Source organism: Burkholderia sp. SJZ089 (assembly GCF_007828315.1).
Taxonomy (GTDB): domain Bacteria; phylum Pseudomonadota; class Gammaproteobacteria; order Burkholderiales; family Burkholderiaceae; genus Burkholderia; species Burkholderia gladioli.
The window spans coordinates 1-24670 of the sequence record NZ_VIUM01000038.1; the positions used below are offsets into that span (position 1 = coordinate 1).

Annotated in this window: 1 protein-coding gene; it reads right to left on the reverse strand. The window is 64.9% G+C overall.

Features of this window, described 5'->3' with window-relative positions:
- Positions 1–24670: non-ribosomal peptide synthase/polyketide synthase (locus FB600_RS36170; protein ID WP_145758227.1), on the reverse strand; the 24670-nt coding region annotated here is incomplete at both ends.

Here is a 24670-nt window from a genome sequence, read left to right on the forward strand (position 1 = left end):
AACTGGCTGCCCTCGTACACCAGCGCCACTGCGTCCGGCGTGCGCACGACCTGCGATTCAAACAGGCCGTGGATCGTCTCGTTCTTTGGATAGTCCCTCGTGGTCGCGTTGAACGTCTCGAGCAGCTGCTCGATCTCGGCCGGCGGCTGCATGCGCGCGCGATGCACCGGACCGTCCGGATCTGCCGACATGTGCCGCAGCATATGCTCCAGATAGCGGCCGTGACGCTCGATCGTCGCTGCGTCGAACAACGCCGTGGCGTAGCGCAACGAGCCGGTGATCTGGCCATCTTTCTCCGCGAGGTTCAACGCCAGATCGAACTGCGAGCTGGCGTTCTCCATCTTCATGCCTGCAAGCGTCAGGTCGGGCAACTCCAGTGTGACGTCGTCGTTGCTCTGCCAGGCCAGCATCACTTGGAACACCGGGTTGTGGGCGAGGCTACGCGCCGGCTGCACGATCTCCACCACTTGATCGAACGGCAGATCCTGATGCATCTGCGCATCCAGTACGCAGGTCTTCACCGATCGCAATAGCGCTTCCGTATTCGCACCGGCAGGGATCTCGATACGTAACGCCAGCGTATTGACAAAAAAGCCGATCAACGCCTCCACTTCAGCGTGCGTGCGGTTTGCCACGGGCGAGCCGATGACCACATCGTCCTGTCCCGATAAGCGCGAGAGCACCGCCGCCCAGCCGGCCAGCACCGTCATGAACAAGGTCGTGCCATGGCGTCGGCTCAACGCCTTCAGGCCTTCAGTCAAGGCAGCGTCGAACGCGATGCCGATCGTCGCGCCCGCGTGATCCTGCTGCGCGGGACGGGCCCGATCCGTCGGCAAGGCCAGCAAGGTCGGCGCACCGGACAACCTCTCCTGCCAGTACACCTGCTGCGCCCGTAGTACCTCGCCGCCCAGCCAGCGACGTTGCCAGATCGCGTAATCGGCATACTGCACCGGCAACGGGGGCAGGCTGTCTGCCCCCCCCTTGCTGTACGCGCTGTAGAGCACAGCGAGTTCGTGCCTGATCAGATCCATCGACCAGCCATCCGAGGCGATGTGGTGCATCGTCACCAGCAACATGTGCTCGCGTGCATCCAGTCGCACCAGCCGGCCGCGGATCAAAGGCCCGCGAGTCAGATCGAAAGCGGCGTTCGCCTCCTCTCTGGCGAGGGTGGTCAACGCGTCCTGTATGTTCTCCGCACCGGTGAAGTCGTGCCATTGCAATGCGAAACCAGTGCCGGTATCGCCGATGCGCTGCACCGGATCGCCGGCTTCCACCGCGAAGGTCGTACGCAGTGCCTCGTGACGCGCGACGATACGGTCTAGTGCGCATTGCAAGGCAGCCCGATCGAGCTTGCCGCTCAAACGCAATCCAAAGGGAATGTGATAAGCCGCACTCGCGCCTTCCATATGCGCGAGGAACCACAGGCGCTGCTGCGCGAAAGACAACGGTATGGGTGTGTCGCCGACAAGCGCGACCGCGCGCGGCTCGATCCGCGAGGGCATCTCGCGCGCGGCGCCCGCTACCACCGCAGCCAGCTCACCGAGCATCGGGTGGGCAAACAGATCGGACAAGCCAAGCGCCACGTTCAGGCGTTCGCGTACCCGCGATATCAAACGCATGGCGAGTAACGAATGGCCGCCCAGATCGAAGAAGTCGTCACGACGCCCAACCCGTGTTACCCCTAGCAGCTGTTGCCAGATTTCAGCGATGGCGCTTTCGATCTCGCCCTGCGGCGCTTCGTAGCTGCGCGTGGCGATCGCATTGGCATCCGGAGCCGGCAATGCCTTTCGATCGAGTTTTCCATTCGGTGTCAACGGCAACGCGTCTAGCCGGATATAGGCTGTTGGCACCATGTATTCCGGCAACCGCGACTCGAGATGAGTGCGCAGCATGGCCGCCTCCGGCGCGCTATCGGGCGCATGTAGCGTGTAGTATGCCACCAGACGTTTCTCGCCGGGCCGGTCCTCGCGCGCCAGCACAACGACGTCTTTCACCGCTTCGGTTTGCTTCAGCTGCATCTCGATCTCGCCCAGCTCGATGCGAAAACCCCGAATCTTCACCTGAGCGTCGTTGCGTCCGAGATAGTCGATCGTGCCGTCGGGCAGCCAGCAGCCTAGGTCGCCCGTGCGATAGAGTCGCGCACCCGGCCGTGCGTCGAACGGATCCGCCACGAACTTTTCGGCGGTCAGTTCGGGACGATTCAGATAACCGAGCGCCACGCCGTCACCGCCGATGTACAGCTCGCCTGGCACTCCGACCGGTACGGGCTGGCCCAGCGCATCGAGCAGATAGATGCGTGTGTTGCCGATCGGCCTGCCGATCGGGATGCTCCGGCCCGGCACGATCTCGCGGATCTCATGGGTAGCAGCGAGGGTCGTTGCTTCGGTCGGCCCATAGCCGTTGAGCAGATGTTGCGGTGCGCCGTCTTGCAGCACACGACTGATCACGGATGGGGCGAGTACATCTCCCCCCACGACCAGGTAGCGAAGGTTCCTGAAGACATCGAGCAGGCTGTCCGCATACTCGTGGAACAACCCTGTCACCGTACACAACACGGTTACCCGCTGATCGTGTAATGCGCGGCGGAACCGTTCCGGCGACAGCAGCGTCTCCTGATCGATCACGACGATACGGCCACCGTTGAGCAATGGCACCCACACACCGAGCGTGCTCGGATCGAACGAAGGGTTGGTCGAGAAGGCCACGCGATCGTCGGCATTAAAGTCCGCATAGCCGTTATTGAGCACCAGACGACTGATACCCCGGTGCGGCACGAGCACCCCCTTCGGTTGCCCGGTAGACCCGGAGGTGTACATGACGTAAGCCGCTGCCTCGCCCGATTGCGGCAATGCCAGATCGTGCGCGGCATGTTCCGTCAGTACGAGGGTGTCGAGGTCGATGCGGCGCGCACTCGCGGGAATCGCATCGCTACCGCTGCCATGCAATGTCAGCACGGCCCACGCCTCGCTGTCTTTGAGCATGAAGCGCTGGCGTTCGGTCGGCGCGCGGCGATCGAGCGGCACGTAGACGGCCGTACATTTGAGGATCGCGAGCTGGCCGACGACGAGATCGATCGATCGATCCAGCAAGGTCGCGACGCGCGCACCCGGCTGCAGGCCAAGGGCGATCAGATGACGCGCGAGGCGATTGGCCCTGACGTTGAGTTCGCGGTAGGTCAGGTGCCGTGCATCGTGCGTCACGGCAATCGCATCGGGCTGCGCTTCGGCCCTCGCTTCAAACAACGCATGCACGGGGAGCGTGCGTGGGTAGGCCGCGTCTGTCGCGTTGAAATCCACCAGCACACGCTGCCGCTCGGGCGGCGGCAATAGCGCGAGGCTGTGCAACTGCGTATCGCTCCATCGCTCCATGGCCACGGTCAGATTCGCTAGCACTGTCTGCATATACGCACAGACAAGGCGCGCGTCGACCTGTGCAACCGCCTGCACGGTCAGTCTGAAGTCTTCCCCGAGGTCATCGACGCTGATACACAACGGATAGTTGGTCCGCTCTTCCCCGCCGAGCGAATCGATGCCTTGCCACCCTTCCCCGGATTCGCCGTCCGTCTGCGACGGCACACTATGCCGATAGTTCATCAGCGCGCTGAACAACGGCAGCGGCGCGGCTACCCCGCTGCAGCGCTGCGCCAGCGCCAGCGAGGCATGTTCGTGCGACAGCAACGCCATCAGTTGCGTGTGCACGCTCCTGACACCGCCATGCACGTCCAGCGCGCCGAGCCTCACGCGCAGCGGCAAGGTATTGATGAACATACCCAGAGCCCGGTCGGCGCCTTTGCCGCCCTGCATCCGGCCGATCAGCACCGTGCCGAAGACGACGTCTTCGCGTCCCGACAAGACGCCCAGCACGCGTGCCCAGGCAAGATGGTGCACGCTGGCGGCGCTTACGCCCAGCCGCTTCGCCTGATTGCGCAGGCGCTGGCTCAACGCCGTATCCAGTTCCTGCTGGACTTCGCGGATACCGCCACCGTCGCCCTGTACATCGCGCAGACCGTAGGGCAGCGTCGGCTCGTCCACGTCACTTAGCATGTCCCGGAAAAACGCCTCGTGTGCCGCCGCGCCGGGTCCTCGCACCGCCTGGGTGACGTAAGTGCGGTATGGTATCGGCACTGGCAATGCTGCCGCCGTACCTGCCAGATACGCCTCGATCTCCTGCTGCAGGATTTTCAGGGTTACGTGGTCCAGCACCAGGTGATGGAAGCGCAGCATGACGATCCAGCGCGAGTGCGCCACATCTTCCGCACAGGCCATCCTCAGCATCGGTGCTTCGTGCAAATCCAGTCGTGTACGGCGTGGATCGAAGCGTTGCAACAGTTGTTCGGCAACCGGCACGTCGGTCACATCCAGCAAGATATCCTCGACCGGCATCGGCGCGGTGCGCCACACGACCTGCATCGGTGTCTCTACGCCTTCCCATACGATCGCCGTACGCAGGATGTCATGTCGCGCGATTACCTGCTGCAGAGCGCTCGCGAAAGCCTCGAGCGTCGTCCGGTCGTGCATCGCGAGCAGGATGTGTTGCAGGTACGGATCGCCTTGTGCAGCCGATGCATGGTGATACAGGATACCTTCCTGCAGCGGCGCCAGCGGATAGATGTCTTGCACCTGGGATGCGCCGCCGGGCACGGTTGCGACCAGCTGGTCGATCGCAGCCTGGTCCAGTGCGACCAGCGGCAGCATGTCGGGCGTGATGCGCTCACAGTCGTCTGGAATGAAATTCGGCGGCACGGCCACTTCGGCCGGCGTCGTGCTGGAATCAGCGATCGCGCGCGCCAGTGCCGTCAGCGTCGACTGTCCGAAGAGCATGCTGATGCTCGCCGTCATCCCGGCCTGGCGCATCCGCTCGATCAGGGTCATCGCCAGCAGCGAATGGCCGCCCAGTTCAAAGAAATCGTCATGCCGGCCAACCTGTTCGACCTTCAGCACCTGCGACCAGATCGCGGCGAGAGCGATCTCCAGTTCGCCTTGCGGCGCCTCGTACACCTGGCTGACATAGGCATCGGTGGCCGGCGCCGGCAGCGCCCCCATATCGCGCTTGCCGTTGCTGGTCAGAGGCAGTGCCGCGAGCCACACGTAGGCTGCCGGCAACATGTAGTCGGGCAGGCTTGTCTGCAACTGGCCGCGCAACGCTTCGGCTTCCCGGCGAACACCGGTGTAGTACGCCACCAGTTGCGGGCTGCCGATCGGTTCCTCGCGCACGATGACCATCGCCTCGCGCACGCCCGCGTACGCCGTCAGCTTCGCCTCGATCTCGCCCAACTCCACACGGTAGCCGCGTATCTTGACCTGTAGGTCGTTGCGACCGAGATACTCGAGCGAACCGTCTATCCGCCAGCGGCCGAGATCGCCGGTTCGATACATGCGCCCTCCTGCTGCCGCGGCGAATGGATCGTCGACGAAACGCTCGGCGGTCAGTTCAGCACGGTTCCAGTAGCCACGCGCGACCCCGACGCCACCGATATGAATCTCTCCGGGCACCCCCGGCGGCACCAGCTGTCCATTGCCATCCAGCAGATAAATGGACGCGCCCGGGATGGGTCGTCCGATACACGGCGCGTCGCCGAGTGCAGCGATCGCACCGATCGTCGCATCGACCGTGCATTCGGTCGGCCCATACATGTTGAAGAAGCGTAGCTCGCGTGCCTCGCGCAAGCGCGCCCACATCGGCAGACCAATCGCCTCGCCGCCCAGCAGCACGCTCATCGGCCGATCGTGCCGCGGATCCAGCAGGCCGGCCGACAACAAGCCTTCCAGTTGCGATGGCGTGCTGTCGAATGCATCGACCCGATGGTATTGGAGGAACTCGAGCAGCGCCTCGCCGTCGGCGCGCATCGCTTGCGGAATCACCAGCAGATGGTGCCCGCTCAGCAATTGCAGCAATCCCTTCAGCGACATATCGAAGGTGAACGCGGCATTCCACGCCACCGTGGCATGCGCCGGCACATCGCGATGCGTACTGCGCGACATCACCTGCCAGAAATTCACCGCCGAGCGATGTTCGACCACCACGCCCTTCGCCTGTCCTGTCGAACCGGAGGTGTAGATCAGGTAGGCCGGATGTCGCGCGCTCAGAGCCGGCACCACCGGGTCGCTATCGTGCGGCGGCCAGGACCGAAGCGCGTCCAGCACGAGAACCGGTATGGCGAGGTCGCCCAGCCGCTCGCGAGCGGCCGCCTGGACCACCAGCGCCGATGGCATGCAGTCGGCAAGCTGGAACGCAAGGCGCTCCGGCGGATGACTCGGCTCCAGCGGCACGTAGGCCGCGCCCGCCTTGAGGATGCCGAGCAGTCCCGCTACCAGCGCCACGCTGCGTTCGGCACATAGCGCCACACGATCGCCCGGCCCGATGCCCAGTTCGATCAGGCGATGCGCCATGCGGTTGGCCAGGGCGTTGAGTTCGGCGTAGGTCAGCGTCTCGCCGGCACAAGTCACGGCCGCCGCCGCCGGCGTACGTCTTGCCTGGGCCTCGAACAGGCCGTGGATCGTGCCCTCGGGCACCGCCTCCCCCGCCTCCACCGTCAAGGCGCCCGCATTGAACACCTCGAGCAGTTGCTTGCGCGCGGCAGGCGGCAGGATTTCCAGTTGCCGCATCGAGACCGGCAAGGCTTCCGACAACGCGTCGGCAAGACTTGCCAGCGCGGTATGCATATAGGCGCAGACGCTCCGTGCGTCGACGCCGTCCACCGCCTTCACGGTCAGGTGGAATGCGTCGCCGGAGTCGTCCACCGCGATTGCGAGCGGATAGTTATTTCGCTCCTCGCTCTCCAGTATCTCGATCCCGGCCCAGCCCTCCTCGGCCGTAGCCTGTCCCGTGCCATGCCGGTAGTTCATCAATGCGCTGAACAGCGGTCTCGGCAAGGCGACTCCGCTACAGCGTTGCGCCAGCGCGAGCGAGGCGTGCTCGTGTGCGAGCAATGCCGTCAGGCACGCATGCACGGCACGGATGCCGTCGCGCACATCCTGCGCGCCGAGCGCCACGCGTATCGGCAACGTATTGATGAAGATGCCGAGCGCCCGATCGGCGCCTTTGCCGCCCTGCATCCGGCCCATCAGCACCGTGCCGAACACGACGTCCTCGCGCCCCGAGATGCGGCCCAGTACCTGCGCCCAGGCCAGGTGATGCAATGCCGCGACACTCACGCCAAGCTGACGGGCCTGCGCGCGCAGCCGGCGGCCGAGACCGTCTTCGACGGCCTGCTTCGCCTGCATGACGCCACGGCCATCGCCCTGCACGTCCTGCAGCCCGAACGGCAGCGTCGGCTCGTCCACGTCGCCCAGCATCTCGCGAAAGAACGCCTCGTGGTCTTCGCGTGCGAGGGCGAGCCTCGTCTGCGCCACGTGATTGCGATACGGTACGGCATCGGCCAGCCGGTCTTCCTCGCCGCGCAGGTGAGCCTGCATCTCCTGCATGACGACTTCGAGCGCGGTGTGATCCATCACGATGTGATGAAACAGCAAGATCGCCACCGCACGCCGGTTTGCGGCGTCATCGGCGAATACCAGCCGCATCAAAGGCGCATGTCCGATATCCAGCCGCTGATGGCGTGGGTCGAAACGCGCGCGCAACTGTTCTGCGACATTGCCTGGCGGCAGCTCGACCGATTCCACGCGCAACGGCGCCGAGCGCCAGACGACCTGTACCGGCGCGTCGAGGCCCTCCCAGGCGATGGACGTGCGCAGAATATCGTTGCGATCGATGACGCCCTGCAGCGCCCCCACGAAATCCTGCAGGCGCGCGCGGCTCGCGAACCCGAACATGGCATACAGAAGATACGGATCGCCCTCCGTTGCGGCTAGGTGGTGATACAGAATGCCTTCCTGCAGCGGCGCGAGGGCATAGATGTCCTGCACATTGGCCAGGCCGCCGGGTATCGCCGTCACGATGCGGTCGATCTGTACCTGATCCAGATCGGCCAGCGGCAACATGTCCGGCGTGATGAACCCGGCGTGCACGGCGATGCGATTGACCGGCACCTCTACCTGTGCGCTGCCGCCCAATGCCGCGGCCAGTTCCGCAAGCGTCGGCTGGCCGAACAGCGCGCGCACACCGGTCGACAGCCCTTGCTGCCGCATGCGTTCGATCAGACGCACGGCAAGTAGCGAGTGCCCGCCCAGTTCGAAGAAGTTGTCATGGCGGCCGACCCGCTCCACCTTGAGGACTTCGGCCCACAATCGCGCCAGCGTTTCTTCGACGTCGCCCTGCGGCGCCTCGTAGCCGCGCGAGATCATGGCGGCGAGGCCGGGAGCCGGAAGCGCCTTGCGATCCAGCTTGCCGTTCGGCGTCAATGGATAGGACGCCAGTTGCACGAAAGCCGCCGGCACCATGTAATCCGGCAGCTCCCGCGCCAATGCCTGGCGCAGTTGCAAGGCCTCGGGCATCGTGTCGTCTCGTGCCAGCAGGTACGCCACAAGTCGTTTCCCGTGCTCATCCTCGCGGGCAATCACCACGGCGTCACGCACGCCGTCGCAAGCCACGAGCTTGGCGGCAATCTCGCCCAGCTCGATGCGGAAACCGCGGATCTTTACCTGGTCGTCGTTGCGGCCCAGGAAGTCGATTGTCCCGTCCGGCAGTCGGCGGCCCATGTCGCCCGATCGGTACATCCGCGCATCGGGTTCTTCGGCGAATGGGTCGACCAGAAAACGCTGCCGTGTCAGCTCCGGCCGGTTCAGATAGCCACGCGCCACGCCCGCGCCACCGATGTAGATTTCGCCGGCAACACCGATCGGCACCGGTTGCGCGTATGCATCGAGCAGGTAGATCCTGAGGTCCGGAATGCGCCGGCCGATCGGACTCGCGCCCGAGCGCTGCGTGGCTGCCGCGCTCAACGCGTGGTACGTCGCGTGGACGGTCGTCTCGGTGATCCCGTACATGTTGACGAGGCACGTTCCGGCATTGCCGGCGCGCGCATGCCAGGGCTTGAGCATCTCTACATCCAGCGTTTCGCCGCCGAAGATCACCTGCCGCAATGCATGCGGTTTGCCGGCGTCGCCCTGTGCGGCGATCAATTGACGGAAAGCGCTCGGCGTCTGGTTGAGGACCGTGACGCCGGCCTCGCACAACAAGGCATAAAAATCCTGCGGCGCACGGCTGATCCAGTGCGGCACCACCAGTAACTTGCCGCCATGCAGCAGCGCACCCCAGATTTCCCACACCGAGAAATCGAACGCAAACGAGTGGAACAGCGCCCAGATATCCGTCTCCTCGAAATGGAACCACGCGGCGGTCGACGCGAACAACCGCGTGACGTTACGGTGCTCGACCATCACGCCCTTGGGCTGCCCCGTCGAACCCGATGTATAGATCACATAAGCCAGGTGCGACGAAGTCAACTTCGTCACCCGCGGATTGGTCACGGGAAAGCCCCGCAGCTCATCCTCGATAAGGTCGATGACCGGCATCGCGATCGCGCCCGGCAGGGCCTGCGTGCCGGCCTGCGCCAGCACCGCCACCGGTGCACTGTCGCCCAGCAGGTAAGCCAGCCGCTCGGGCGGATAGGTCGGGTCGAGCGGCACATAGGCTGCGCCCGACTTCAGGATGCCGAGCAGGCCTACCAACATGTCCACGCTGCGCTCAGCGCAGATCGCGACCCGGTCGTCGGGCTGCACACCCTGTGCGATCAGGCGATGCGCCACCTGGTTGGCGCGCTCGTTCAGTTGGCCATAGCTCAGTTGCTCGTCGCCGCACATCACCGCCACGGCCGCCGGCGTACGTTCCGCTCGTGCTTCGAACAGGGCATGGATCGTCTCGCCCCGCGCAGCGGGGGGGGCCGTGACGTTGGCGTCCAGCAGAAGGTTCCGACGCTCGGCGGGCGGCAAGACCGACAGATCGTGCAGCGCGGTGTCCTCCCCTCGCGAGGCACGCTCCAGTGCCTCGACGAGACTTTCCAGCGCCGCATGCATGTAGGCGCATACGCGCTCCGTGTCGATCTGCGTCACTGCCTGAACTTTCAGGCTGAATCCCTCCTCGAGGTCGTCGACGTTCAAGGTCAGCGGATAGTTGTTGCGCTCCTCGCTATCCAGCGTCTCGATACCATTCCACGCCTGCTGCGCTTCGTGCGATACCGTTTGCTGCGCACTGTGCCGATAGTTCATCAACGCGCTGAACAGCGGCAACGGCGCGGCGACAGCGCTGCAACGCTGCGCCAATGCGAGTGAGGCGTGTTCGTGCACCAGCAGTTCCGTTAGCTGCGCATGTACGGCCTTGATGCCGGAGCGCACGTCCTGCGCACCGAGTTGCACGCGCAACGGCAACGTGTTGATGAACATGCCTAGCGCGCGGTCCGCCCCCTTGCCGCCGTGCATCCGACCGAGCAGCACGGTGCCGAACACGACATCGTCGCGTCCCGAGGTGGCGCCGAGCACCCGTGCCCATGCCAGGTGGTGCAGGCTCGCCGCACTCACACCGAGCCGTCGCGCCTGCGCGCGCAGACGGTGGCCAAGATCGGCATCCACCGGCTGCCGGGTTTCGGCAATCCCGCAACCGTCGCCCTGTACATCCTGTAACCCGAACGGCAGCGTCGGCTCGTCCACATCGCCCAGCATCTCGCGGAAAAATACTTCGTGCTGCGCGCGGTCGATGCCCAGCAACGCCTGTGCTACGTAGTGCCGGTACGGCACGGCGGCGGGCAGCGTGTCGGCCTGATCCGCGAGGAGAGCCTGCATTTCATGGCGAACCACGTCCAGTGCCGTGTGATCGAGCGAGATGTGGTGGAAAAACAGGGTCCCTGCCCAACGTCCGCTCGTCTCGTCCTGCGCGCACACGAAGTGCATCAACGGAGCCCGGCGGATATCGAGGCGGTAGCTGCGCGGCTCGAAACGCGCACGCAGCTGCGCGACGATGTCGCCGCCCTGCGGGTCGTGAGGGTCGTACGCCACCTGCTCGATGCGCAGTCGCGCTGTGCGCCAGACCACCTGCACCGGCTCGTCCAGCCCCTCCCACAGTATTGCGGTACGCAGGATGTCGTGACGGTCGATCAGGCTTTGCAGTGCACGCGCAAACGCGTCGATCCGCTCGCGGCTATCGAATGCGAAGTGCGCCTGCAGCACATAAGGATCGCCTTGGGTCGCACTCAGGTAGTGGTAGAAAATGCCCTCTTGCAACGGCACCAGCGCATAGATGTCCTGCACGTTCGCCGCTCCGCCGGGGACGGTGGCTGTCACGAGGTCGATGGCGTCCTGGCTGAGGCTCGCGAGCGGCAGCAGGTCGGGAGTAATACGCTCGCAGCCGGCGGGAATAAGCTTGTCCGGGGTGACGATCTCGCTGCCGCCGCCCGTGGCAGCTGCCAGTGCGGATAGCGTCGGCTGACTGAACAGCGTCCGCACGTCGGCAGACAGGCCCGCTTCCCGCATCCGCTCTATCAGGCGGACAGCCAGCAGCGAATGACCGCCCAGTTCAAAGAAGTGATCGTGACGGCCGACCTGTTCCACCGCGAGCAATGCTTCCCATAGCCGCGCGAGCAGGACTTCCACGTCGCCAACGGGCGCCTCGTAGAGGCGGCTGGCGTACGCGCCGGCATCCGGAGCCGGCAATGCCTGGCGATCGAGCTTGCCGTTCGACGTGAGCGGAAGCGCGTGGAGCGTCACGAACGCCTCGGGCACCATGTATTCCGCAAGCTCGCGCGATAGTTGCGTACGCAGCGCGGACGGCGATGGCGCCGCGCCATCGCGTGCAACCAGATAGGCGATCAGGTGCTTCCTGCCTGACGGGTCGTCACGTGCGACGACCACCGCCTCGCGCACGCCGGCGCATGCGGTGAGCTTCGCCTCGATCTCGCCCAACTCGATGCGAAAGCCCCGAATCTTGACCTGGGCGTCGTTGCGTCCGAGATAGTCGAGCGTGCCGTCGGGTAACCAGCGGGCAAGGTCGCCCGTGCGATACAGCCGCGCGCCCAGCCGCGCATCGAACGGATCCTTCACGAACTTTTCGGCGCTCAGTTCGGGACGATTCAGATAGCCGAGCGCCACACCGTCACCACCGATGTACAGCTCGCCCGACACACCGGTCGGCACCGGCTGGCCCAGCGCGTCGAGCAGATAGATGCGCGTGTTGCCGATCGGCCTGCCGATCGGAATGCTGCGGCCCGGCATCGTGTCGCGGATTTCGTGCGTCGCGGAAAACGTCGTGGCTTCGGTGGGCCCATAGCCATTGAGCAGATGCCGGGGTGCGCCACCCCGCAGCACGCGGGCGATCACGGCGGGATCGAGCACGTCGCCGCCGACGATCAGATAGCGAAGCTCGCCGAACACCTCCATCAGGGCGTCCGCATACTGATGGAACAGCCCTGCCGTCATCCATAGCACCGAAACCCGCTGGCTGCGCAACGCGTGACCGAACCGCTGCGGCGACAGCAGGGTCTCCTGATCGATCACGACGATGGCGCCGCCGTTGAGCAAGGGTGCCCATACGTCGAGCGTGCTGGCATCGAACGCGGGATTCGTCGCGAACGCCACACGGTCCGCGGCGTTGAAATCCGCGTAGCCGTTATTCAGCACCAGGCGACTGATACCCCGGTGCGGCACGATCACGCCCTTGGGTTGCCCCGTGGACCCGGAGGTGTACATGATGTAGGCCGCGGCCTCCGCCGATTGCGGCAACGCCACGTCGTGCGCGGCGTGTTGCGTTGGATCGATCGCGTCGAGGTCGATGCGGCACATGTGGGACGGCACGTCGATGTCCATGTCGCGTAACGTCAACACGCCCCACGCATGGCTGTCTTCGAACATGAAGTGCAGGCGTTCCGTCGGCGCACGGCGATCCAGCGGTACATAGACCGCTGCGCATTTGAGAATCGCAAGCTGGCTGACGACGAGGTCGATCGAACGATCCAGAAGAATCGCCGCATGTGCTCCGGGCTTCAGCCCCTGAGCGATCAGGTAGTGCGCCAGTATGTTGGCCCTGTCATTCAGTTCGCGATAGGTCAATTGCGCCATGCCGGCTGTCACGGCAATCGCATCGGGTCGTGCTTCCACTTGAGATTCGAACAACGCATGGACGGTTCGACCGCGCGAGTCAGCCATCCCGGTAGCGTTGCGATCGATGAGCAGATCGCGGCGTTCAGCTTCGTCCAGCAGGTCGATACGCGTGACCTCGATGGCCGCGTTTGCCACCATGGCCCGCAGCACGCGCTCGAAATACCCCGCGTAACGCCGTATCGTCGTGGCATCGAACAACGCAGTTGCATATTCCAGCGAACCCGCGATGCCTTCGCCCACTTCGGCGAGACTCAGCGAGAGATCGAACTTCGCCGTATCGCTCGACGATCCCATGACCTCCAGGGCCAGTCCCGCGAGCGACAGCTCCAGTGCTTCGTTGTTCTGCCACACCAGCGCCGCCTGGAACAGCGGGCTGTGCGAGAGGTTCCGCTCTGGCTTGACGATCTCCACCGCGCGCTCGAACGGCAGGTCTTGATGCGCCTGCGCACCCAGCGTCAGCGTCTTCACTCGCGCCAGCAGGGCCTCGACCGTCGGGGCATCGTCCAGCGTGACCCGTAGCGCCAGAGTATTCACGAAGAAGCCGATCAGCCCGTCGACCTCCGCGCGGGTGCGATTCGCCACCGGTGCGCCAATCACCACGTCATCCTGACCCGACAGCCGGCTCAACACCACGGCCCAGCCTGCCAGCAGTGTCATGAATACCGTTGTGCCGTGGTGCCGGCTCAGTGCTTTTAGCCTCGTCGTCAGTTCGGCGTCTAGCGTGACGTCGATCACGGCACCGGCATGACTCTGCTGTGCCGGACGCGGCCGGTCCGTCGGCAACGTCAGTAGCGCCGGCGCACCGGCCAGCGTGTCGCGCCAGTAGGCTTCATGCTTGCGCAGTACGTCGCCGGTCAGCCAGCGTCGCTGCCAGGCCGCATAGTCGGCATACTGCAGCGGCAATGCCGGCAACGGGTCCGCTTCACCCGTACGATATGCGGCGTACAACGCGCCTAGTTCGCGCACCAGCACACCGGTCGACCAGCCATCCGACACGATGTGATGCATCGTCACCAGCAACACATGATCGTGCTCGTCCAGCCGCATCAGCCGGCCGCGTATCAACGGGCCCTGCTCCAGGTCGAAGAGCGTCCGCGCTTCCTCTTGCGCCAGCACGGCCAACGCCTTTGGTGCATCCGCAGACTTCGTCAGATCGTGCTGGCGCAACGTAAAGCCCATGTCCTCCGGACCGATATGCTGTACCGCTTCCCCGCCGTCGCTCACGAAGCAGGTCCGCAACACTTCATGACGTGCGACGATCCGGTCCAGCGCGCGCTGCAACGCATCCACCGACAGTTCGCCACGCAGGCGCAGTCCGGCCGGTATGTGATACGCCGTGTCTGCGCCATCCATCTGCGCCAGGAACCACAGCCGCTGCTGTGCGAACGACAGCGGCAGGTTCGATTCTCTCGACACGCGTTCCAACGCCGGCTGATCGCTGCGCGTGGCCTGCTCCACTACGCGCGCGAGCATCGCCAGCTCCGGATGCGCAAACGGCGCAACCAGGTCCAGCTCGACACCAAGGCGTTCCCGCATCTGCGACACCAGCCGCACCGCCAGCAGCGAATGCCCCCCAAGGTCGAAGAAATGATCGCGCCGACCTACGCGTTCGACGCCCAGCAACGCCTGCCAGATGTCGGCCATGACCAGTTCGACATCGCCACGCGGAGGTTCGTAGTCGCGCGCGATGAACGCGTCGATCTCCGGTGCAGGGAGTGCCTTACGGTCGAGCTTGCCGTTGGCTGTCAACGGTAGACGGTCCAATATCACGAAAGCCGTCGGAATCATGTAGTCGGCCAGCATGCCCGACAGTTGCGCGCGCAACTCTGCTGGCACCAGCGATGCTCTGGCTCGCGCGGTCAGGTAAGCAACCAGACGCGCGCTGCCGTCGTGACGCGGATCATCGGCTCGCGTTATCACTGCTGCTTCGCGAACGCCTGCGCAAGCTCGCAGTCTGGCCTCTATCTCGCCCAGCTCGACGCGGAAACCGCGGATCTTGACCTGCCCGTCGTTGCGTCCCAGGTATTCGAGCGTTCCATCCGGCAAATAGCGCCCCAGATCGCCCGTGCGATACATGCGCGCATCGGCTTCACCGCTGAAGGGATCGCGCACGAAGCGCTCGGCGGTCAGATCCGGCCGGTTTAGATAGCCGCGTGCGAGTTGCACGCCGCCTAGGTACAGCTCTCCCACGCTGCCGGTCAGCACCGGTTGGCCATGAGCATCGAGCAGATAGATACGGGTGTTCGCAATCCCCCGGCCGATGCTGGGGATTGCGCCAAGTTCGCTGACGAGCCCGATCGTCGCGTCCACCGTACACTCGGTGGGACCGTACATGTTGTAGAAACGGATCGCCGTCGCGTCGCCCAACCGCGCCCAGACACCTGCATTCAGCGGCTCGCCACCCAGCAGCACGGCCGCCGGACGGTAATCCTGGCGCTCCAGCAAGCCTGCTGACAGCAGAATATCCAGTTGCGAGGGTGTGCTGTCGAAGGTATCAATCGCGTGCAGTGCGAGAAAATCCAGCAACGCGGCGCCGTCGGCGCGGATAGCCTGCGGCAATAGCACCAGCCGATGGCCGCTGAGCAATTGAGTCAAGCCCTTCATCGACATATCGAAGGTGTACGCCGCATTCAACGCGATTGCCGCGCCTCGTGCGCAGTGCCTATGAGTGGTCTGGCGCATCACGCGCCAGAAGTTCACAATCGAGCGATGTTCGATCATGACGCCCTTGGGCTGGCCGGTCGAACCGGAGGTGTAGATCACATAGGCAAGGTGGCGTGCGGTCAGACCCAGTGCGCGTGCGTCGGGATTGGCGGATGACGGTTCTGCCTCGCCGCTTGCATGGTCGTTTGCCTGCTCATCCAGCCACAGCACCGGCAGATTCTGCACCGCCAGCCGCGAGCGCAACGCGCGTTGCGACACGAGTGCCACTGCCTCGGAGTCATCCATCATGTAGGCCAGGCGGTCCGACGGCGCATCGGGATCCAGCGGCACATAGCAGGCACCCGCCTTGAGGATGCCCAGCCAGCCCACCAGCATGTCCACACTGCGTTCGGTGCAAAGTGCCACGCGGTCGTCGGGGCGCACGCCGTGCTCGAGCAGGCGGTGTGCGAGCCGGTTCGCCCTGCGGTTCAACTCGCCGTAGCAAAGCTGCTGGCCGGCTGCGATTACTGCCACGGCATCCGGTTGTGCGGCAGCCTGATGCTCGAACAGTTGATGCAGCAGTTCGTCCTGCGGATCCGCCGTGCTGGTGGCGTTGCGATCGATCAGCAGATCGTGGCGTTCGGCTTCGTCCAGCAGATCGATGCGCGTGACCTCGATGGCCGCGTTTGCCACCATGGCCCGCAGCACGCGCTCGAAATACCCCGCGTAACGCCGTATCGTCGTGGCATCGAACAACGCAGTTGCATATTCCAGCGAACCCGCGATGCCTTCGCCCACTTCGGCGAGACTCAGCGAGAGATCGAACTTCGCCGTATCGCTCGACGATCCCATGACCTCCAGGGCCAGTCCCGCGAGCGACAGCTCCAGTGCTTCGTTGTTCTGCCACACCAGCGCCGCCTGGAACAGCGGGCTGTGCGAGAGGTTCCGCTCTGGCTTGACGATCTCCACCGCGCGCTCGAACGGCAGGTCTTGATGCGCCTGCGCACCCAGCGTCAGCGTCTTCACTCGCGCCAGCAGGGCCTCGACCGTCGGGGCATCGTCCAGCGTGACCCGTAGCGCCAGAGTATTCACGAAGAAGCCGATCAGCCCGTCGACCTCCGCGCGGGTGCGATTCGCCACCGGTGCGCCAATCACCACGTCATCCTGACCCGACAGCCGGCTCAACACCACGGCCCAGCCTGCCAGCAGTGTCATGAATACCGTTGTGCCGTGGTGCCGGCTCAGTGCTTTTAGCCTCGTCGTCAGTTCGGCGTCTAGCGTGACGTCGATCACGGCACCGGCATGACTCTGCTGTGCCGGACGCGGCCGGTCCGTCGGCAACGTCAGTAGCGCCGGCGCACCGGCCAGCGTGTCGCGCCAGTAGGCTTCATGCTTGCGCAGTACGTCGCCGGTCAGCCAGCGTCGCTGCCAGGCCGCATAGTCGGCATACTGCAGCGGCAATGCCGGCAACGGGTCCGCTTCACCCGTACGATATGCGGCGTACAACGCGCCTAGTTCGCGCACCAGCACACCGGTCGACCAGCCATCCGACACGATGTGATGCATCGTCACCAGCAACACATGATCGTGCTCGTCCAGCCGCATCAGCCGGCCGCGTATCAACGGGCCCTGCTCCAGGTCGAAGAGCGTCCGCGCTTCCTCTTGCGCCAGCACGGCCAACGCCTTTGGTGCATCCGCAGACTTCGTCAGATCGTGCTGGCGCAACGTAAAGCCCATGTCCTCCGGACCGATATGCTGTACCGCTTCCCCGCCGTCGCTCACGAAGCAGGTCCGCAACACTTCATGACGTGCGACGATCCGGTCCAGCGCGCGCTGCAACGCATCCACCGACAGTTCGCCACGCAGGCGCAGTCCGGCCGGTATGTGATACGCCGTGTCTGCGCCATCCATCTGCGCCAGGAACCACAGCCGCTGCTGTGCGAACGACAGCGGCAGGTTCGATTCTCTCGACACGCGTTCCAACGCCGGCTGATCGCTGCGCGTGGCCTGCTCCACTACGCGCGCGAGCATCGCCAGCTCCGGATGCGCAAACGGCGCAACCAGGTCCAGCTCGACACCAAGGCGTTCCCGCATCTGCGACACCAGCCGCACCGCCAGCAGCGAATGCCCCCCAAGGTCGAAGAAATGATCGCGCCGACCTACGCGTTCGACGCCCAGCAACGCCTGCCAGATGTCGGCCATGACCAGTTCGACATCGCCACGCGGAGGTTCGTAGTCGCGCGCGATGAACGCGTCGATCTCCGGTGCAGGGAGTGCCTTGCGGTCGAGCTTGCCGTTGGCTGTCAACGGCAGCGCCACAAGGCAGACGTAGACCGCCGGTACCATGTAATCGGGCAAGTCGACCCGCAATTGCGCGTGCAGATCCTCGGCCCTGCGCGTTGCGCCGACGTAATACGCAACCAGACGCTTCTCGCCCGGCACATCCTCGCGGGCGATCACCGCCGCTTCGCGAACACCGTCGCACGCTGCGAGCTTTGCCTCGATCTCGCCCAGTTCGATGCGATAACCGCGGATCTTTACCTGATCGTCGTTGCGGCCCAGGTAGTCGAGATTACCGTCGGCTTGCCATCGACCCAGATCGCCGGTGCGATACATCCGCGCGTCACGGTCTGCCACGAACGGGTCGCGCATGAATCTCGCCGAGGTCTGTTCGGGACGGTTCAGGTAACCACGCGCGACGCCCACTCCGCCGATGTACAGTTCGCCCTTCACGCCGATCGGCACCGGTGCTCCGTAGGCGTCCAGGATGTAAATCCGGGTGTTGTCGATCGGCCGGCCGATCGGGCTCTGGTCGACTTCGATAATCGACGCGGATGCCTCGTAGGTCACGCAGCCGACCACGGTTTCGGTCGGGCCATATTCGTTGACCAGTCGTGCCGATGGACTGAGTGCGCGCCATAGCGCAACCGTCGATGTCGGTAGCGCCTCGCCGCCGATCACGAATAGGTGTCCGGCACGAACAGCGCCGTCGATCTGTAACTGCTCACCCAGCGAGCGCAAATGGGCTGGCGTGATTTTTACGAGCAGCGGCGTCGCGGCTTCGCGCACCCGTGTCGCCAGTCCGGCCAGTTCGTCGCCGTCGCGCAGCAGGATCGCATGGCCGCCGGTCAGCAACGGCAGATAAATGCTGGTCACCGTTGCGTCGAAAGCGAGCGGCGACGAGACGATCGAGTCGATTTTCTCCGCCCCCGCGTAGTGACCGATTGCCCATGCGAGGTAATGACTGAGCCCGCGATGCTCGATCATGACGCCTTTGGGCTGGCCGGTCGAACCGGAGGTGTAGATCACATAGGCCAGATGCGCCGACGACAGCCCCTGCACGGCCGGGTCGGGGTTGTGCTCCCGTGCCTGTGCCCAGGCCACCGCGTCGCCGTCGATGTCCAGCACGACCGGCGCCTGCAGGCCGGTACCCGCGCCACCGCCGGTGAGCAGGACGCGGGGTGCGCTGTCTTGCAGCATGTAAGACAGCCGCTCGTCCGGATAAGCGGGATCCAGCGGCACATAGGCCCCCCCGGCCTTGAGTATCGCGAGTGTGCCGACCACCATGCCGATACCACGCGGCATGCAGATCGCTACGCGCTGATCCGCACGAACGCCCAGCGTGCGCAGATGATGCGCAAGCCGGTTCGCCCGCACGTTGAGTTCCCGATAACTCACACGCTCGTCTTCGCACACCAGCGCCAATGCATCAGGGGTGCGCTGCGCTTGCGCTTCGAACAGCGCATGAGCCGCCTGCTCTCGCGAACGGTCGACTTCGGTCGCGTTGAAGTCCTCCAGCAGTTGCCGGCGTTCGCCGTCGCCCAGCAGCCCGATGCGATCCACCGCAATGTCGTCGTCGGCCGCCATGGCCCGCAACATGCGCTCGAAACAGGCAAGCTGCCGCCGCACCGTCGCCGGATCGAACAGTGCCGTCGCGTACTCCAGCGTTCCGGACAACTGTCCATCGACCTCGGTCAAGTCCAGCGTGAGATCGAACTTGGCCATGCGTGTTTTCCGCTGGAGTCGCTCGACCACCAGATGACTCAATGCCAGATCCGTCGGGTCGGTGTTCTGCCACGCAAACATCACCTGAAACACCGGGCTGTGCGACAGGCTGCGCAGCGGCTTCACCATTTCCACGACCTGCTCGAACGGCAGGTCCTGATGCATCTGCGCACCCAGCGTGTCTCTCTTGACCGCGGCCAGCAGTTCGCGCACGGTCCTCTGCGCCGGCACCGCCACGCGCAATGCCAACGTATTGACGAAGAAGCCGACGAGGTCCTCCACCTCGGCGCGCGTACGATTCGCGACGGGGCTGCCGATCACCACTTCGTCCTGCCCCGACAGGCGGCAAAGCACCGCCGCCCAGCCTGCCAGAAGCGTCATGTGCAGAGTCGTCCCGTGCCGTTGCCCGAGCGCTTTGAGCTGGGCGGTCAATCCGGCGTCGAACACGACATCGATCGCGGCTCCGGCGTGATCCTCCTGCGCCGGCCGCGGTCGATCGGCAGGCAACATCAGCAGATCCGGCGCCCCCGCTAACGCGCGTTTCCAGTAATCGCCCTGGGTTTGCAGCGGCGCGCCGCTCAACCATCGGCGCTGCCACACGGCGTAGTCCGCATACTGGATCGGCAGAGGCGGCAACGGGTCGCTCTTTCCCTGTCGATACGACTCGTAAAGCGTGCTCAATTCGCGCATCAACACCCCCACCGACCAGCCATCCGACACGATGTGGTGCATCGTCAGCAGCAACACATGCTCGCGTATGCCGAGCCGGACAAGCTGACCGCGGATCAAGGGGCCTTCTGCCAAGTCGAATGGATCGGCCGCTTCCCCCGCTGCCAGCGTATCGAGTTCACGCTCGGCGTCGGCATGGCCTTCCAGATCGACGATACGCAGCGCGAAGCCGGGATCTGCGGACGCAATGCGCTGGACGACGTCGTCGTCGACGCGCTGGTTCGATGCGGCGCCGAATGTGGTGCGCAATACCTCGTGGCGGGCTACGATCCGGTCCAACGCCCCTTGCAGCGCCGCGCGGTCGAGTTCTCCGGTCAGCCGAAGTCCGGCCGACTGGTGATACGCGGCGCTCGTGCCGTCCATCTGTGCCAGAAACCATAGACGCTGCTGCGCGAACGACAATGGCGGTGGGGCACGCCGTTGCAGCGGCTCAATGTTCGACCACACGTCGCGGCTCGCATTCGACACCGCTTGCGCGAGTTCTTCCAGGCTCGAGTGGGCGAACAACATCGCGAGCGTCGCCTCCGCACCCATCCTCTGACGGATCTGCGAAATCAGGCGCATCGCCAGTAGCGAATGGCCGCCCAGGTCGAAGAAGCTGTCGTGACGACCGACCCGCTTGACACCGAGCAGTTCCGACCACAGCGCGGCCAGGGTCCGTTCGATTTCGCCCTGCGGCGCTTCGTAGTGCCGGCGCGCGTGAGCGTCGCCGTCGGGCACCGGTAGTGCCCGCCGATTGAGCTTGCCGGCCGGGCCGAGTGGCAACGCATCCAGTACTACGTAGGCAGCCGGCAGCATATACTCGGGCAGACGGTCTTCGAGGTGCGCACGCAGCTCGATCGCGATACCCGACTCCGCTTCACCGCGCAACAAGGTGACGTAGGCCACGAGGCGCTTCTGTCCTGGCGCATCCTCGCGAGCCAGCACCACCGCTTCGCGCACCCGCGAATGCTCGCCGAGCCGGGCTTCGATTTCGCCCGGTTCGATGCGGAAGCCGCGGATCTTGATCTGCTGGTCGTTGCGACCAAGGAAGTCCAGCACGCCGTCGGCGCGATAGCAGGCCAGGTCGCCGGTGCGGTACATGCGCGCACCGGGTCGCGGATCGAAAGGATCGTGCAAGAACGACGCCGCGCTCAGGTCGGGCCGGTTGAGGTAGCCGCGCGCCACGCCGGCACCGCCGATGTATAGCTCGCCAGCCGCACCCAGCGGCACGGGCTGGCCGAGCGGGTCGAGCAGATAGAGGCGCGTGTTCTGCACCGGCCGGCCGATCGGCACCGGTAGATCGTCACCCGGCAGGCAGCGATGCACGGTGGCCCATACGGTCGCTTCGGTGGGACCGTACTCGTTGTACAGCGCAACGGGCGGCTCGGCGGCGGCAGCCTCCTGCACCAGCGCGGGCGGGCACGCCTCGCCAGCCACGATCACTTCGCGCAGACTGCTGTGCCCATGCGTCGCGAGCTCGGCCAGTACCAGGCGTGCCAGCGAAGCCACGCAGAGCAGGCAGGTGATATGTCGGCGCTCGATCGCTGCGACGATCGCCTGCGGGTCCCGCACGGCGTCGTGCGTGGCCAGGTAGAGCGAGCCGCCGGAGGTCAGCGTGCCGAAGATTCCGGCCACCGAGCTGTCGAACGCGATCGAGGACAGCAGCATGAAGCGACGCTCCGCTGCCGGCGGATAGACGGCATGGCGCGCGACAGTTGAGGCGACCAGGGTGCGATGTTCGATCATCACGCCCTTGGGCTTGCCGGTGGATCCCGAGGTGTAGATCACGTAGGTCAGGTGACTGGATGCCAGACCGAGCTGCTGCGGATCGGGATTGCCGTCCGACAAACCGGGCAGCGGCACGTTGTCCAGATCCACGCCGGCGATGTGGGTGGCGGCTTCGCCTAGGGCCCGTCGCCCGACATCGTCGCTGATCAGCAACAGGGGTTCGGCGTCTGCGAGAATTTCGCCGAGCCGTTCGGCCGGATAGGCGGGATCGATCGGTACATAAGCGGCGCCGGCCTTGAGCACGCCCAACAGCGCGACGATCATATCCGGTCCGCGGTCCATGCAGATCGCTACCCGTTCGTCGGGCCGGGCACCCCGTGCAATCAGGCGATGGGCGAGGCGATTGGCCTGGCGGTTGAGTTCGGCATAGCTCAGCGTTCCGCTTTCGGCCAGCACGGCGATGGCGTCGGGCGTGCGCCTTGCCTGTTGCTCGAACAGCTGATGGATCAGCAGGTCGACGGGATAAGGCGCTTCGGTGCAGTTCCATGTGGTCAGCAGCAGTTCGCGTTCCGCCTGCGGCAGCACGTCGAGCTCGCACACCGGCGTGTGCGGCGCGTGCTCGAGTGCATTCGCCAGGCTTTCGAGCGCGGTATGCATATAGGCACAAATACGCTGCGCGCTAATCCCTCCCGTCACCTGCACGGTCAGGGCGAAGCCGTCACCCAGGTCATCCACATCGAGGCTCAGCGGATAGTTCGAATGCTCCTCGCTATCTAGCATTTCGATGCCGCGCCAGGCGGTCCGTTTCTGCGGGGTTTCGGGCGCGACCTCGCTGTGTCGGTAGTTCAGCAAAGCACTGAATAAAGGCATCGGTGCGGCCACCCCGCTACAACGCTGTGCGAGCGCCAGCGAGGCATCGGCGTGCCCCAGCAGGGCCGTCAGCCGCGTATGCGTGGCTTCGACACCGGCACGCACATCCAGTGCACCTGCGTCTATCCGCAGCGGCAGCGTGTTGATGAACATACCCAGCGCGCCATCGATCGCTTCACCGTGGGTGCGACCTATCAGAACGGTGCCGAACACGACATCCTCGCTGCCCGAGAGCGTGCCCGTCACGCGTGCCCATGCAAGGTGATGAAGTGCTGCGACGCTTATGCCGAGTTGCCGGGCCAGCGCCCGCAAGCGTTGCCCCGTTGCCGCATCTACCCGTTGCTTTACCTTGTCGACATAGCCGTTGCCCCGCATGTCGCGCAAGCCAAACGGCAAGGTCGCTTCGTCCACGTCACCCAGCATGCTGCGGAAAAACGTTTCGTGATCCTCGCGGCTGATACCGAACCTGGATTGCGCCACGTAGTTGCGATACGGCACCGCACGCTGCAATTGCTCAGCCTCGCCGAGCAGATGAGCCTGCATTTCATGGCGCACGAGATCCAGCGCCGCATGATCCAACGCGATATGGTGGAACAGCAGGATGGCGACCCAGCGCCGGCCAGCGGCATCGTGCGCGAACGCGAGGCGCAGCAGCGGTGCCTGCTCGAGATCCATCCAGTAACGCCGCGAGTCGAAACGGGCGCGCAACTGGCTAACGACATCTCCTGCGGCTGGCGCTAGTACAAGTGACTCGATCGCCAGCGACGCGTCGCGCCATACCACCTGCACCGGCTCGTTCAATCCTTGCCATACCACGCTGGTTCTCAGGATATCGTGACGAGCAACCACGCCTTGCAACGCGTTGATGAATGCCTCCAGCCGTTCGCTGCTCTCGAATCCGAAGAGCGCCTGCAAGACATACGGATCGCCCGTTTCCGCCGACACGTGATGATAAAGAAACCCTTCCTGCGACGGTGCCAGCGGGTAGACATCCTGCACATTCCGTGCTCCGCCCGGTACGGTGGCAACGATGCAGTCGATGTCCTGCTGATCCAGTGCGACGAGCGGCAGCATATCGGGCGTAATCCGCTCGCAACCGGCGGGAACGCGGTTCACGGGGACCGTGACGTCGGTCCTGCTGACTACTGCTGCTGCCAGTACCGATAGCACCGGCTGACTGAACAGCACCTGCAGATCGGCATGCAGCCCGGCCTCGCGCATACGGCCGATCAGGCTCACTGCCAGCAGGGAATGACCACCCAGTTCGAAGAAGTGGTCGTGCCGGCCAACCCGCTCCACGTTCAGCAAATCCTGCCAGATACCTGCGATCGTGTGCTCCACGTCGCTCTGCGGCGCCTCGTACGCATGGGCAATCACGGCGTTCGCGCCCGGTGCCGGTAACGCCTTGCGATCCAGCTTGCCGTTTGGCGTCAGCGGGAACGAAGCCAGCGCCACGAATGCCGACGGCACCATGTGCGCCGGTAGCGTCTGTGCCAAAGCGATACGCAGGTTCGCGGCAGCAGGCACCCGATCGCCCACGAGATAAGCCACCAGACGTTGCTCGCCCGGACTGTCCTCACGCAGCATGACCAATGCATTGTGAACGCCTGCGCAGGCCGACAGCCGCGCCTGGATCTCCCCGAGTTCGATACGGAAACCGCGCAGTTTCACCTGGTCGTCGTTGCGGCCGAGGTACTCGATCGTGCCGTCGGGCAGCCAGCGACCCA